This window comes from Zobellia barbeyronii (assembly GCF_018603515.1).
Taxonomy (GTDB): Bacteria; Bacteroidota; Bacteroidia; order Flavobacteriales; family Flavobacteriaceae; genus Zobellia; species Zobellia barbeyronii.
The window spans coordinates 151,083-166,508 of record NZ_JACATN010000001.1; the positions used below are offsets into that span (position 1 = coordinate 151,083).

Annotated in this window: 11 protein-coding genes; 10 read left to right on the top strand and 1 reads right to left on the bottom strand. The window is 35.1% G+C overall.

Annotation, left to right across the window (positions count from 1 at the left end):
* Positions 1–73 precede the first annotated feature (73 nt).
* From HW347_RS00630 to HW347_RS00675, 10 genes are all read left to right on the top strand, one after another.
* The gene (locus tag HW347_RS00630) at positions 74–2,350 is read left to right on the top strand and encodes a GumC family protein (RefSeq protein WP_214610038.1); all 2,277 of its coding nucleotides are present in this window, start codon (positions 74–76) and stop codon (positions 2,348–2,350) included.
* 14 nt (positions 2,351–2,364) lie between these two features.
* Positions 2,365–3,738: a lipopolysaccharide biosynthesis protein gene (locus HW347_RS00635; RefSeq protein WP_214610039.1), complete on the top strand. Its 1,374-nt coding sequence runs from the start codon at positions 2,365–2,367 to the stop codon at positions 3,736–3,738.
* Entirely contained in the window at positions 3,735–4,772 is a 1,038-nt protein-coding gene (locus HW347_RS00640; RefSeq protein ID WP_214610040.1) for a CgeB family protein, read from the top strand. Before HW347_RS00635 ends, HW347_RS00640 begins: the two co-directional genes overlap by 4 nt.
* Positions 4,773–4,824: 52 nt before the next feature.
* Entirely contained in the window at positions 4,825–6,204 is a 1,380-nt protein-coding gene (locus HW347_RS00645) for a hypothetical protein (protein WP_214610041.1), read from the top strand.
* A gap of 155 nt (positions 6,205–6,359) precedes the next feature.
* Positions 6,360–7,478, top strand: a complete 1,119-nt coding sequence (locus tag HW347_RS00650) for an acyltransferase family protein (protein WP_214610042.1) — start codon at positions 6,360–6,362, stop codon at positions 7,476–7,478.
* A 98-nt stretch (positions 7,479–7,576) separates the two neighbouring features.
* On the top strand, positions 7,577–8,761 hold the full coding sequence (locus HW347_RS00655) for a glycosyltransferase (RefSeq protein ID WP_214610043.1): 1,185 nt from the start codon (positions 7,577–7,579) through the stop codon (positions 8,759–8,761).
* Positions 8,748–9,938: a glycosyltransferase gene (locus HW347_RS00660; protein ID WP_225901787.1), complete on the top strand. Its 1,191-nt coding sequence runs from the start codon at positions 8,748–8,750 to the stop codon at positions 9,936–9,938. Before HW347_RS00655 ends, HW347_RS00660 begins: the two co-directional genes overlap by 14 nt.
* Positions 9,935–10,498 (top strand): WcaF family extracellular polysaccharide biosynthesis acetyltransferase, encoded by a 564-nt coding sequence (locus HW347_RS00665; protein WP_214610044.1) that lies wholly within the window; start codon positions 9,935–9,937, stop codon positions 10,496–10,498. Before HW347_RS00660 ends, HW347_RS00665 begins: the two co-directional genes overlap by 4 nt.
* A 128-nt stretch (positions 10,499–10,626) precedes the next feature.
* Complete coding sequence (locus HW347_RS00670) at positions 10,627–11,868, top strand: WcaI family glycosyltransferase (protein ID WP_214610045.1); 1,242 nt, start codon at positions 10,627–10,629, stop codon at positions 11,866–11,868.
* 183 nt (positions 11,869–12,051) lie between these two features.
* Complete coding sequence (locus tag HW347_RS00675) at positions 12,052–13,365, top strand: phenylacetate--CoA ligase family protein (protein WP_214610046.1); 1,314 nt, start codon at positions 12,052–12,054, stop codon at positions 13,363–13,365.
* 19 nt (positions 13,366–13,384) lie between these two features.
* Here HW347_RS00675 and HW347_RS00680 read toward each other — a convergent pair whose 3' ends face one another.
* Positions 13,385–15,121, bottom strand: a complete 1,737-nt coding sequence (locus HW347_RS00680; RefSeq protein ID WP_214610047.1) for a c-type cytochrome — start codon at positions 15,119–15,121, stop codon at positions 13,385–13,387.
* Between the last annotated feature and the right edge of the window lie 305 nt (positions 15,122–15,426).

Genomic DNA, 15,426 nt, shown 5'->3' on the forward strand with positions numbered 1-15,426 from the left:
GGAGGGCTAAGCAACTAGCATCGCTCTTCTTATTCAAGCAACTTAAAGATTTACATTAAACGGATTTCATCATATGGAACAGACAAATATTACCAAACTCATCTCAAAGTACTTAAAAAAATGGCCTCTTTTTGCCATAGGTTTAGTGGTCTGCTTGGCAGCTGTATTTCTTTACTTACGATACAAAGCCGAAACCCAATATGAAATAACTAGCACCCTTCTTGTAAAGAACCAAGACACTGGGCAAGGCTCCGTGAAATCACAAAATATAAAGGATTTAGGTCTCATTAAAAGTAATACCAATGTTGAAGATGAGATAGGAATACTACGATCAACTGGTTTAATGGAAAAGGTTATTACCGACCGTTCTCTAAATATCAACTATTATATTGAAGGCAAAGTTCGCGATGTTGAGATTTATGGAGAGGATGTACCTATAGAAATTTTAGTAGATGAGACCGCTACAGATTTAATTTATGACCTACCTATTTATATAAAATTCATCAACGACACCGAATATGAACTGGAAACTACGGTAAAGAACGAAAGTTACAAAACGCAACATACCTACGGTGATCTTGTAACCGCGCCCTTTGGAACTTTCACCATTAACGCAAAAGAAGCATCTAAATATGAAGACAATGGGAAGCCATTGTACTTTACCATTCTTGATACTGACCGAGTGATAGGTACCTTTTTACAGAATCTTAGTATAGACCTTATAAATCTTGATGGAAATTTATTAAGTATCCGGTTCTTGAGCATTAACAAGAAAAAAGGTGAAGATTTAGTTGCTGGTCTTATCGAGACTTATGTGGAGGAGATGATTAAATACGAAAATGAACTCGCCGAGAATACAATTAAAATGATAGATAATCGCTTAAAATTACTATCTGGCGAAATTGAAGGCGTAGAAAAATCTGTTGAGAAATTTAAAACTAGTAATGACCCTACCAATGTCACTGACAATGCTGGGCTTTATATTGCCCAAGCCAATGATTACAAAAAGTTAATTTCAGACTACCAGACTGAAATCAATGTAATCAACTCTATAGAAATGTACCTTCAGCAAGGAAATCCAGACACGCCAATTCCAGCATCTTTAAGTGCCAATGACCCTTCTTTGACAGGTATGATTGACCAGTATAATGAAACTTTATTGCAAAAAGGACAAATGGCACAATCTGCTTCTAGTGCCAACCCTATTATTGTTAATTTAGACAGAACATTAAATGACTTAGGAAAGGCTATTGTTGAAAATGTACGGAGCGCCAAAAACAGGTTATTGATTGCGCAGCGCAATCAGCAATCTAATGCGAATAAATATCAAGCACAGATTGCCAAAGTACCTTCTATGGAGCGACAACTGGTTGATATTAGCCGTGATAAAAGCACCAAAGAAGGACTTTATCTATATCTCTTGCAAAAACGTGAGGAAGAAGTTCTATCGTTAGCAGCACCTGTTTCTTCTACAAGAATAGTCAGTCTTCCAAAAGCAGGGAATTTCCCTGTTAGCCCTAACAAAACAGCTATGTATTTAGGCGGCTTACTTATTGGGTTATTCTTGCCATTTTCTTTGATTTATACCAAAGACCTATTAAATAATAAAATTACTTCAATAGAGAATTTATCTAATTTAATTTCTGCTCCTATTTTGGGAGAAATAGCGAGAAGCAAAGATGGGGGATTGATAGCAACCAAGGGCTACAGCAGAACTCCATCGGCAGAATTGTTTCGGTTACTCTGTTTCAATTTAGAATATCTTAAAAAGACCAATAAGAATCAGACGCTATTAATTACGTCAACGGTTCAAGGCGAGGGAAAAACCTTTATTGCCTCCAATCTAGCGATTACTTTGGCTTCTAATGGTGAACGTGTAATAGTGCTATCCTTCGATTTAAGAATGCCACAATTAATGAAAACTTTTGGCTTGTCGGACACTCCTGGATTGACAGATTTTATAGTACAGAAAGACCTAACTATATCAGACATCATTCAAAAGCATTCTACCATTGACAACCTATCACTAATAGGCGCAGGTACAGAGGTTAATCAAGTAGGCCGTTTAATGTTGAGCGAAAGAATAGAACTACTTATCAATCAACTAAAGAAAGATTTTGACCGCATCATAATTGACACACCTCCTATTGGAGTTATATCCGATGCTTTTGCTTTAAATGCATATATAGATGGTACGATTTACGTAGTTCGAAAAAATGTAACAAAAAGTGAGCATGCTAAAACCATTGAGTCCATTCATAAAAATGGAAAACTACGAAATACAATGGTCTTGTTAAATGACACAAACGCTGCACAGACGTATGGTTACGGACCTAAAATCAACGATTAATAATTCTTTAGAAAATGTCATTAAAAAAAAGGCTGCTTAATAACGGAATAGCCTCCGTTTTTCAGAAAAGCGTGAGAGTACTGGAACAATTGATTCTAGTGCCATTTTTTATTTCGGCATGGGGGGCGGCCTATTATGGGGAATGGATAACTTTAACCATTATACCTACCGTGATTGGATTTTCCGATATGGGTTTCGGAACCGCGGCCGCCAATAGTTTTGTTTTGAGTTATGCATCCGATAAAAAACAGGAAGCTGCAAATATCAGTAAAACTGGTATGTATATTATTACAGTAATGATAGGCATTGCAATGCTTCTTAGTATAGTCACAATTTATTTTTTAAATTATTTTGAAGTTTTTGAAAAGTCTTTAATACATAAAACAGATGCTATAATAGCTGTTTCGATTCTGATATTAGCGCGATTACTAAATTTCTATTCTCAGCTTTTTCAAGCTTATTACCGTTCTGCACAAAAAGCGGCTATGAGTATGAACCTATTATCAATATACGCTGCGTTAAATTTAGGTGCCGGCCTATTTGTGTTGTTATTAGGTTATGGTGTAGTTCAATTTGCGCTTTCCCAACTTCTAGTGGTTTTGGCATTTAACTTTTTCTATTGGATTAAAGGAAAACAAGTCTTAGGTTTATTTAAAACACATAAAGGTAAAAGAGATAGACTTATTCAAAAAAATATCACCAAAAAGGGTCTGGGTTATTTAATGTCCCCAGTATGGCAAGCTATTTATTTTCAAGGCACCACATTTATAGTACGCATTGTTTTAGGACCAGAAGCTGTTGCTATTTTCAATACGGTGCGAACACTTAGCAGATCACTGAACCAATTATTCTTCATGATTAAAGCTGCAATTTTTCCGGAATTACAGTTTGAAATCGGAAAACAAAACTGGTTAACCGCCCAAAAAATATATCGAGTTGCCATGTTAAGTGTATTTCTTATGTCATCAATCGGTTTTATACTTCTTTCTATTTTTGGGCTATGGTTTTATCGAATATGGACTAATAATGAACTGGAGGTTCCAAAGGCAGTTTGGTATTTATTTATTTCCGGTATGTTATTAAATTCACTATGGTGGACGACCGAAATGGTTTTTGGCGCCGTGAACAAACCAAGGAAAATGGCTATGTACGGTATTGGCGCTTCATTATTCTCGGTAGTCTTAACTTATGTGTTTTCAAAACAATATGGTCTTGTTGGTGCAGCAATGGGTGCAGTTTCACTAGAGATTATTTTAGTTTTCTTAGTAATACCTGCTGGTTCCAAGCTAATGGGAATGTCTCCAAAAGAACTGCTCCTTAATGGGTACGATGATTTTCGTTTTCTCTACAAACAACTAAAAAATAAACTTAATTCGTTAAAAGCATGAGAATATTATCTGTAGGTTGGTTTAGAAAAACGAGTAATACATCCTTTCACAGGCATGAGGCTCTGAAAAAGCATTCTACCTATATTGACAAGGTTGAAGCTGGCCCTACAAGTCTTTCTCTTGCTTATCGAATTGCTTTTCGCTCGTTTCAGATGGGTCTACCAGTGAAACTGCCAGATCAGATGGACGTCAACAAAAAAATCAGAACACTAATAACTCAAAATGGTTATGATATAGTATGGATTGACAAAGGACTAACTGTAGATGCAAGTACTCTTCTTTTTATTAAAAAAAAACTTCCCAATGCAAAAATAGTGAGTTTCTCTCCAGATAATATGGCGTTGCGGCACAACCAAAGTCAGAACTATTTGGAAAGTATTCCTTTTTATGACTACACTTTTACTACAAAATCTTTCATTTTAAACGATTTAATGAACCTAGGTGCCAAAAATGTAAATTTCATTCATAAAACATATAGTGAAAATTTTCATTACCCAAGAAAAATATCAAATAAAGAGAAAGAAAGACTTGCTGCTGATGTCGGATTTGTAGGCGTTTGGGAGAAAGAACGGTGCGACAGTATCATATATCTAATAAAAAATGGAGTAAAAGTAAAAGTTTTTGGAGATGGTAAATGGAATGAATATCAAGACAAATATGACAATCTAACAATATTACCTGGTCTATTTTCAGAGGATTATCCAAAAGCCCTGCAAACATTCAAAATTTCCTTGTGCTTTTTAAGAAAAATGAATTATGACCAGCAAACTGCCCGAACTATGGAAATACCAGCTTGTGGCGGATTTATGGTAGCTGAAAGAACAGAAGAACATTTAGAATTATTCAAAGAAGGTAAAGAAGCCTTATTTTTTTCATCCAATGAAGAACTTCTTGAAATATGCAAATACTACCTTTCAAATGAAGAAGAGCGAAAAAACATCTCAAACGCAGGATTAAAACGTTGTCAGGCATCAGGGTATTCGAACGAAAAGACAGTAGAAAAAATGTTGAATATTGTGTTAGGATTGAAATAAACAAAATATAAAATCAAAGTAATATGCTAGTTGAATCTTTCTAAAAAAAATTATGCTTTTAATTAAACTATTATCTTTAATATTATTATTGCCCTTCTTTTTTGTTAGTAAAAAATTGTTCAAAAAGAAAGATTTGAACTTTTTTGATTTGCTTATAATTTTTAACACATTATATTTTGTCTTGATTCCACTAAAGTCAGATGAAGTAGTTTATAAGGTCCTTGGAAAAATATCGAGCACGACTTCAATTTTAGTGTTTTTTTATTTACTGTTTTTTTTTATTACTTTATTAGTTGCTAGCCATCTTGTAAAACCGCAATCGAATTCACCATTAAACGTAACTTATTTCTTGAAGAATTACTCATCGCTTCAAGCCAAGCTGCCCTTAAAATTAGTTCTTATAGTTCTTCCGATTTTCGCTCTTACTTATTACGTCCCGCATATGTCAACGATGTCGGCTTTTGAAGAAATAAAACAAGCAGGAGTGCGCGCCAGTTATGAGGAATCTTCGATGGTAAAACTTTTCGGCACTATTTTTACACTTGGCCTGATTATTTCAATTACTTTATTTCTTCAGAATTTCAAAGAAAAGAAATACGATATTTTAGCGGTTGGTTCGTTGTTGCTATTTTTAGTTAACCTACTACTACTTCCGAGAAGAACCCTTCTAGAGTTCATTTTGTTTGGAGCAATTATTTTTTATAGCTTAAATAGAGATTTGATAAATAAAAAATTGATGCTATACGCATTTAGTTTTGGAATGTTTTTGTACTTAGTATATTTCCCATTTTATAATATTGTAAGACGCTCTCCTGTAAAATTTGAAATACAAAGTCCAGTAACTTCTATACAAGCTATTTATGATTATGGGATAAGTAGTTCGGATGATGCGAACGATCGCGCTGCAAACTTGACAGACAGCAGAGCCATATATCTTTATAGAGCAATTTACTGGGTGGCGCTAAACGATAATGACAAAGATATTACTTGGGGCGATTTGACGTTAAGTGCTATAGACCATGCCATACCAAAAGTTCTAAACCCAACAAAAGGCCTCGGATCAGAACTTACCTTGGAAGCTAGGCAACATACCAATAAAGATTCAGCCGACTCAGTTCTCCTTTTGGCTTTGGCAGATTACTCAATGTTAGGCGCAATTGCCACAGTTTTAATATACTTTATTGTCTTTAAGTTATTGACTTTTATTTCTGATAGTTCAGAATTTTTTTTTGGAAAAACAATCGCTTCGCTTTACGTAGTTTATTTTGTATTCAAATTAGCTTTTGCCACCGAAAAAAAATTAGATAGTATTTTGGCTGATATTGTTACATATACCCTAGTTATTGCTTTAATAATATTTTTACACAAGACAAACCTTATTATTATGTCAAACAAAATGCCTTTATCAAAAAAAAAAAATGACCAAGTATGAAACTTCATACCTAGTTTCAATTTAAACTATAGTTTGTGAAAATAATATTATTATCTCGTACTCTTATTTTTATTTATACTACCCTTAATTATATTATATCACAATATGAGTTTTCTAAAAGGATTAAGAAAGTACAAATTCTTAAATAACAAACAATGATGGAAGAACTTAAAAGAAGAGAATTCGGGCGGCTTAAAATTTTAGATAGTATTAGGGGTATTGCTGCTCTAGTTGTTTTATATCACCACATTTTCAAATTGAATAAAGAAGTTTTTCAAAATAACCTTAGTGATACGTCTTTCGTCATTTTTGATTTTGTATCTGGGCTTAACAAAGAAGCTGTATTACTGTTTTTTATTATCTCGGGGTTTTCAATAGGATTAAGCACCCTTAAACGCCCTCTAAATGATAGAAAAAGCATAAACGGCTATTTTTACAGAAGATTTAAGCGTATTCTTCCTATTTACTGGATAGCAATATTTTTATCACTACTAGTCGGTATTGGCCTAAACCTATTGTACTTAAGAGATTTTAGTTTTCTCAATCTAATGGGAAATCTAGTGTTTCTACAAACCAGCGATTCATTACCAGAATCTTGGGTAATACCCTATGGTATGAATGGTCCTTTATGGTCCCTGTCCTATGAAATGTTTTTCTATGTCCTATTTCCCTTAGTATACTTTATCAATAAAAAATTTTTAAAAAAACTAGGACTCTATACTAAATACGTTGCCTTGTTACTTGTTATTTTACTTGGCATCATAATAAATAAAAAAGTAGTGTTCATTCCATATTTTCTTTTCTTAATTGGTTTTATTATATGGATACAAGGATACATTTCTTCTTACTGTTTTGTTATGATGAAGAAGAAAAACCTATTCTTTTTTCTTAATTTATTAGTTGGTCTTGCTATAACCATTGCAAATGGAAAAATACCTTCAGATAGTATAGAATTAATAGGAAAAGGAATGCTTTTAAACGGCATTTTCTACTTTACCATGATACTTACTGATGGTTTAAACACACAAAAAATCCAAAAATTTATTGACGCTATTTTTTACAAATTAGGAGAGGGTAGTTACGCCATTTACGCGCTACACTATCCTTTACTCATTTTCTTTCAGGAGAAAGGGGTTAGTCTAATTTATCAGTTACTCTTTTTACCTCTTTTTATAGTTTGTTGCTACCATTTAGAAAAACATTCAATCCGATGGAAAATGACATTTTTAGACAGGAATTACCTTAAACTAATCCAGTTTACCGCCAAAAGTTAACCCTAGTAAGATACAAGATATGAAGCCCTGAATTAAAACAATTTTTAATCAACCATAACCATTTCAGCTAACCGGGCACCAGTAACAATTAGAAAACTATGAAAATTATAATATTATCTCACCCTCTTTTTTTTGGCAGTAAAAGCATGCCTCGCTTTGCAAGCTATCTTTCTGAAGGTATGCAGAAACTTGGTCATTCTGTTGAAGTTGTAAGGCCAAAACCTTACCTCTCTAAACTCCCTCTAAAAGGAGCTGCTAAAAAATGGATTGGGTACATTGATCAATATGTAATTTTTTCGTTATCCCTGTTTTTCCAAACTCGGTTTACCAGTCAAAAGAATCTTTATGTCCTATCAGATCAAGCTCTAGGCCTTTGGGCGCCTATCATTTCCAATAAAGCACATGTAGTTCACTGTCATGATTTTTTGGCTTTTAAGTCGGCTAAAGGTGAGGTTAGCGCGAATCCAGTAGGGGCTACAGGAAAATTGTACCAGAAAATGATATATAACGGTTTTAGCAAAGCTGAAAATTTTATTTCAGTTTCAAAAAATACCATGTTGGAATTGGAAGACTTACTTCCAAAGAAACCTCAGATAAGTACGTATGTATATAATGGCTTAAATTCTCTTTTTGAAGTAGGTAGTCAAATAACTGCGCGAGAAAACTTGACAAAGTTTTTAAATGCCTCTATGGCTAATGGTTATTTCCTACATGTTGGCGGCAATCAGTTTTACAAAAACCGTATTGGATTAATTAAAATTTATAACTATTGGCGCGATATTTCCGCTTTAAAAATTCCATTAGTATTGATTGGCAGCGCACCTGACGAGCGTACACAAAAAGAATATGCCAATTCTAAATACAAAAATGATATTATTTTTTCTTCCGGTTTGTCAGACGATATGGTGAAGCAGGCTTATCAAGGTGCTTCTGTTTTCGTATTTCCATCTTTAGCAGAAGGATTTGGTTGGCCAATAGCGGAAGCCATGGCCTGCGGTTGTCCCGTAGTAACTACAAATAGTGCTCCAATGAACGAAGTTGGCGGAGAAGCTGCTGTTTACATCGAAAATGTAAACAAGTTTGACAACCTAGATTCATGGGCTAAAAGTGCATCCAACATAATAGAAAGCTTCTTGAGCAAAGGAGAGGAAGAACTCAAAAATGCAAAACAAAAGGGGGTAGAAAATGCCTTGAGATTTGACAGCACCAAAACTATTGCTGAAATAAATGATATCTACACCAAGGTATATAATTTAAAACATGGGCAGCATGAAAATTCTTAGAGTTATAGAGAGTATGGATCCTTCTTATGGAGGGCCTTGTCAAGGTATTCGTAATTCAATTCCAGAAATGCAGACTTTAGAAACAGATAATTCTGTTGTTTCTATTGACGGTGAAGCTACGAAATGGGAGAATCAAGATGATTTTAAGATTTTTAAACTAGGCCCAGGAAAAGGACCATGGGGTTATGCCCCCAAATTAATTGCATGGCTTAAAGAAAACTTATCATCTTACGATGTAGTCATTGTTCATGGCCTGTGGCAATATTATGGCTATGCCGTTAGAAAGGCTATAAATTGGCTAAAAAAAGAAAATAAGAAAACTCCTAAGTTTTTCATTATGCCTCACGGCATGCTGGACCCCTATTTCCAAAAAGCTCCAGACCGCAAAATAAAAGCCCTTAGAAATCAACTTTTTTGGAATCTAGTTGAAAAGAACACTCTTAATGGGGCAGACGGTATTTTATTTACTTGCCAAGAAGAATTGGTCTTGGCCCGTGAAACTTTTACCGGCTACCGTCCAAAAAATGAAATTAATGTAGGTTACGGCATTCTACCTCCTACACCAATAGAAGCAACAGACATTACGGCATTCAAAAAAAAATGTGGCCTATTACCAAATGAAGAGTATCTATTATTTCTAAGTAGGATACACCCAAAGAAAGGTCTTCTTAATCTAATAAAGGCATACGCTACATTTGAAACAGCAAAAGATAAATTACCAAAACTGGTTATCGCAGGACCAGGAATGGACTCAGAATTCGGAAAAAGCTTAGATCAAATTGTTCAGAGTAACAGTTTCTTAAAGAGCAACATCATATATGCGGGAATGGTCACTGGCAATGCAAAATGGGCTGCTTTTACTGGCGCAAAAGCGTTTGTACTACCAAGCCATCAAGAAAATTTTGGAATAGCCGTTGTAGAGGCATTAGCCTGTAATTGTCCTGTTCTAATTTCAAACAAAGTTAATATTTGGAGAGAAATTGCTGAAGGTGATGGGGGCCTAGTAACGGAAGACACCTACGAGGGTACATGCCAGTTACTTGAACAGGCTTCAAAGCTTACGAACGATGAGTTTACCCAAATGCGTAAAAATGCCTACGCAGTTTACCAGAAACATTTTACGGTGGCACAAGCGGCCAGAAGTTTGACTAACAACCTTAAAGCGCAGGTCATATGATAGAAGAAACTTCAAAAGTATCCTTAAAAGATTTTAACGCTTCGGTTGGGTTAGATCGCGGTGCTAGCAGGTTTAAAGAACTATGTTGGTATTTAATTAAGGTAATTTTCTTTCTTAGTGCTCTGCCCTATCCAAGTAGTCTAAAAACAAAGCTACTAAGATTATTTGGCGCTAAAATTGGGCAAAGTCTAGTCATAAAACCAAGGGTAAATATTCATTTTCCTTGGAAACTTGAAATTGGTAATCATGTATGGATTGGTGAGGAAGCTTTTTTATTGAATTTTGAAAAATTTACTATTGGAAACAATGTGTGTATCTCCCAACGTAGTTTTTTATGTGGTGGAAATCATGATTATAGAGAGCCTGCTATGCCTTACCGTAATGGCCCTATAACCTTAAAAGATGGAGCATGGGTAGGAGCATCCTGTTTTATTGGTCCTAATGTTATCATTGGTACGGATACTGTAATTACTGTGGGTTCGGTTATCGTTTCAAATCAAGAAGGAAACAAAGTAATCACTAAACCCATAGCACCTCAAACTAAGGTTAGGTGGAAATAAAAGCAAAGTGAATTTTAAACGATGTTTTTGTGAAATTTAATTGGATAGGTTAAGATTCATTACAATTTTAGTCATTTTAAAAAACAATGACCCATTAGACTTGTTTCTAATACATCATATAAGAATCTATGAAAAAACGAATACTATACATAGGATATAACTTCTCGCCAGAACTGACCGGCATAGGTAAGTACAGTGGTGAAATGATGGAATGGCTTGCACAATCTGGCCACGATTGCTCCGTCATAACCAGTTACCCTTATTATCCACAGTGGGAAGTTCAAAAACCCTATGTAAAAAATAGATACTGGTTCCTAAAAGAGACCACCAATTACCCCAGCGGTGGTCGGCTTACCGTATATCGCTGCCCTATGTATGTACCTAAAAAACCTAGTGGGCTAACGCGTATCCTTTCGGATTTTTCATTTTTCGCTTCCGCCCTACTACAAATTATGACATTCTGTTGCAAGAAAAAATATACGTACGTAATTAGCGTTGCACCAACATTTTTAGCTGGTGTTTTAGGTGCATTTTACAAAAAAGTAAAAAAAGCGAAACATCTGCATCACATACAAGATTTACAAATTGAAGCCGCTGCAGAATTGGGTATGATCAAATCTGCGACTTTAGTTAAGCTTTTATTTAGAGTTGAAAATTTTGTATTCAAAAACTCCCAGAATATTAGTAGTATCTCAGATGCTATGATAAAACGAATCAGTAAAAAAACGAAGCGGGAAGTTACATTTTTACCGAATTGGGCAGATACCGATTTTTTCTATCCAATTCCAAATAACGCTAACTTAAAAGTAAAATTTGGTTTTGAGGCGGATGATACCACAGTTCTATATTCTGGTGGAATTGGCGAAAAACAAGGCCTAGAAAACATATTGTATGCAGCCCAAGCTCTACTGGGGCAACCTAAAGTAAAACTTATTATTTGTGGTTCAGGCCCCTATAAAGAAGTTCTAAAGAAAAAAGCTCAAGACATGCAACTCCAAAATGTTCATTTTATGCCATTACAGCCCAAAGAAGCTTTTAATGAATTCTTGAACATGGCAGATATTCATTTGGTAATTCAAAAAAAGAACGCAAGTGATTTAGTCATGCCATCTAAACTTACGACCATTTTAGCTGTTGGAGGCGCTGCATTAGTTACAGCAAATGAAGGAACCGACCTCTATTCTATTGTATCCAAACATGATATGGGTTATTTGATTGAGGCAGAAAATAGAGATGCACTTACTGCAGGAATTATTGACCTAACCCAAAACAAAAATTTATGTTGTATAAAAAATAACGCTCATAATTACGCCAAAAAATATTTAGATATTAACACCATTATGAAGTCTCTAGACAAAAATTTACTATAGTTACTAATTGCACATGTCGTTTACCTTAAATTAACGAATCTGGTCGAGATGTTATTGCTAAAAAAATAAATATGGTATACATTTAACTGACCTTAAGGCTCTTCCCCCTCTTGAGTTACCAGTTACCAGTTACCAGTTACCAGTTACCAAAAAAACCATAGCTTGAAACAAAACAAAATAAACTTGAAAAAGTTTTTGTTTGATTTAAAAACAAAAACTTTAAAGCCTAAAATTCATAGGTCACATTTAAGGGCGGAAGACGAATTAAAATCTGGTCAAATTCAGATACTTAATTTCGAAAAAAGGAAACGTATAATAAATCATGCTTTTGAGAATACGGCATTTTATAAATCCAAGTACCAAGGTCTCGAAAACCAGCTCCACATGAGCAATGAGGAAGATTTTCAAAATCTACCTCCAGTTACACGAGATGACTTAGCCCAAAATTTCGAAAAATTTATTGCAGGAAATCCATCTAAAAATACGTATAGAAAAGTATCCTCATCTGGCAGTACCGGAAGGCCTATTTCTGTGTTACATGACACCCGGTTTCCCTACACCGTACTCCAATGGCGCATACTAGGTTGGTGGAACATAAAACCCTACGAAAACCAAGCCTTTATTTACCGCTACAAAAGACCTTTCATAAAAAGATTAGGAAATACTTTTTTGTGGTGGCCCACCCAACGTATATTTTTAACAGGATCAGAGATGAATCTGCGTAATGTTAAACATTTTGTAAATCAATTCAATTCATTAAAACCTACTCTCTTACAAGGTTATGTAGACGTTGTTTATGAATTTGCGCTCTTTTTATTAGATAACAACTTAAAAATACACCCACCAAAAATGGTCTGGGTAACTTCTGCCCCTCTTTTTGAAAATCAAAGAAAAACTATGGAAGCCGCATTCGGCGCCCCAGTATGTGATCAATATGGTAATACTGAAGTTTTTACCATAGCAGCAGAATGTCCACAACAGCATGGCCTTCATATCATGCATGACGCCGTACATGTTGAAATTGTTGATGAAAAAAACAACCCTGTTCCTGCCGGCACAACAGGTAAAATCCTAATTACAGATTTGCACAACGAGGTATTTCCGCTGATTAGATATGAAATTGGAGATAGAGGTAAGTTATTGGATACCGTTTGTTCCTGTGGCATTCCACTACCCTTAATGGATAACGTAAGGGGTAGACAATCTGTAGTATTGAAAACTCCATCCGGTCTAACCGTACGCAGTGAGCACTTAACTATTCTCTTTGAAAAATTACTACATACGATTAGGGAAGTTCAACTAATTCAAAACAAGGATTATTCAGTAGAGCTGCGCTATGTTTTTAATTCAATCGAAAACGTGGAAGACGAAGTTGAAACGATATTGAAGGAACTTAGGATTAAAACAAGGAACGAGATAGCTATTACACCTAACAGAGTAGATGAACTACAAACAAAAAGCAACAAGAAACCGTTGATAATTAGTGAATTGCCTTAAATTAGAATACTATATATTGTTATATTTCTTTTTTTACTAAAGACAAAATATAACTTTCAACGCTTATGATTTCTTCTTTTGAGAATTTATCTTTCCATGCAGGCATGCTACCGCTATCTGATCCGTTTTGAATTACCGAAAATATTGAATCTATACCATATATCCATTCCATATCTACCAAACTTGGAGCCATTGCCCCTATTCCTTTAACACCGTGACACATTTGGCAGTTGTGTTGGTAAATTATTTTTCCATCTTCTAGGGGGTCTTTTATTTTATTGGATGTATTTTCATCATAAACAAGCACAGCCTTGCGCACCCCATTTTCAATAGGATGAAATAAGGTGATAGTGCGCTTACCATATTCCGACACATAAATATTTCCTGTATTTTTATCTTCTACCAAATCTAATGGACTAGTATCCAAGGTCAGGCCCATTTTTGTGCCATCATAATCCTGAATAATGTCTTTTTTTTCACCCCCTGGTCTTAGTATAACCAAATCCTTATGGCCCATTAAGGCAACAATCAGGCATCCCTTTAGCCTTCCACCGAAGGTTTCTCTGGTATACTCTAAAATACCAGTAGGAGCCATATGAGGTCCAAAATCATAGGCAAATCCTCTAAAATTAGTATCGGGCTTAACCCCGTTGTATTCAGAATTCTCCAAATCCTCGTCCCCATTATTTAAGACATATTCAGCCCTTAGTGGATTAGGGTGGCCATAATACCCCCCTTTTTCTACTCGCACCATGAAATCATCTTGATCGGGTTGAGCGCCAAATACTGCCGGGATATTATTGGGCCCGGTATATTTTATTTTTGAAAAAGGTCTAATATAGTAAGGCGATTGTTGGTCTGAGGTAGGGGTATTTTCATTACCGCCAGAGCTATTTACAGTTGCATAGAGTTGTCCGTTGCTGTGCCAGACTATGTCATACGCATTTCTAATACCCGTTGCATATATACTTAGGGGCTTTTCCTTGTCATAAGGGTCATAGCTACCACCTCCGTCATACGTTTTTACATCAATGGGTAAAATAGAAGGTAACTTGCCTGTATCAAGGCACAACAAAGCTCCAGAAAGTAATGCCTCCCGGGAAGGTTCTTGATTTTCTTCACAATCACACCATCCCATACCTGTGTTAGCTCCTTGCGCAAAATAAAGCATTCCATCTGGACCAAAAACAATAGAATTTGGAAAGTTCTCATGATTGGGCCCAAAACAAGGTAAGCCTTTTAGTATATGCTCACTCTCTAAAATCCGATCAGTTTTCGCATCTAACTGCAAGCGATTCATACTACCAGCCCATTTTGATTTGTCTATCTCCTGTTCTGCGTTATGAAAACTTGCCCAACTACTGTTGGTTTCAGAGTATGTATTCCAAACGATTAGACTATCCGCGGTTGACGCTGGGTCAAAAGCTAATCCAATGGTGAGTTTTGATTCCTCTCCGAATGGTTTAAAAATATGTTCTAGCGACAAATCACCATTTGGACGTATCACAAACCGTTTTATTTTACCATCTATAGCACCGGCATACAATTTGTTATCTGGGCCTATTACCAAACTGGTATATTGGCCCTGAACAGTATTACCCAATGCTATTTTTTGGAACATAACATCCTCTAACAAACCGCTGGGAGCTGTTTTATAAAACCGAATCCTTCTTTGTATGTATCTATTTAACCTATTAGGGTAAAATAAAATAAATACAAATGCTGCAGCTAGGATGACTACTAAAACCTTTTTCAATTTATTACTCACCGTTTATTTGTAGAATTAGAAAAAACCTCAACAAGCTACATTTAACAAAATATTGTAAACCAGAACCTTAAAACTCTTTCTTCTCTTAAAAATACTATATAATCTATCACGAAAAAGACAAAAGGAATATCAAAATGATGAAAATTCTAAATATTCTTTCTTTTTTATAGCGGATAAATTAGAGATAAACTATAAAAAATATTTTTCACATCTTTGTAAGTAAGTAGTATTAATGTATTAATATCTGAAACAATGATGCTAGTAATTACTCTATCAGACTAAAGTGTGACTTA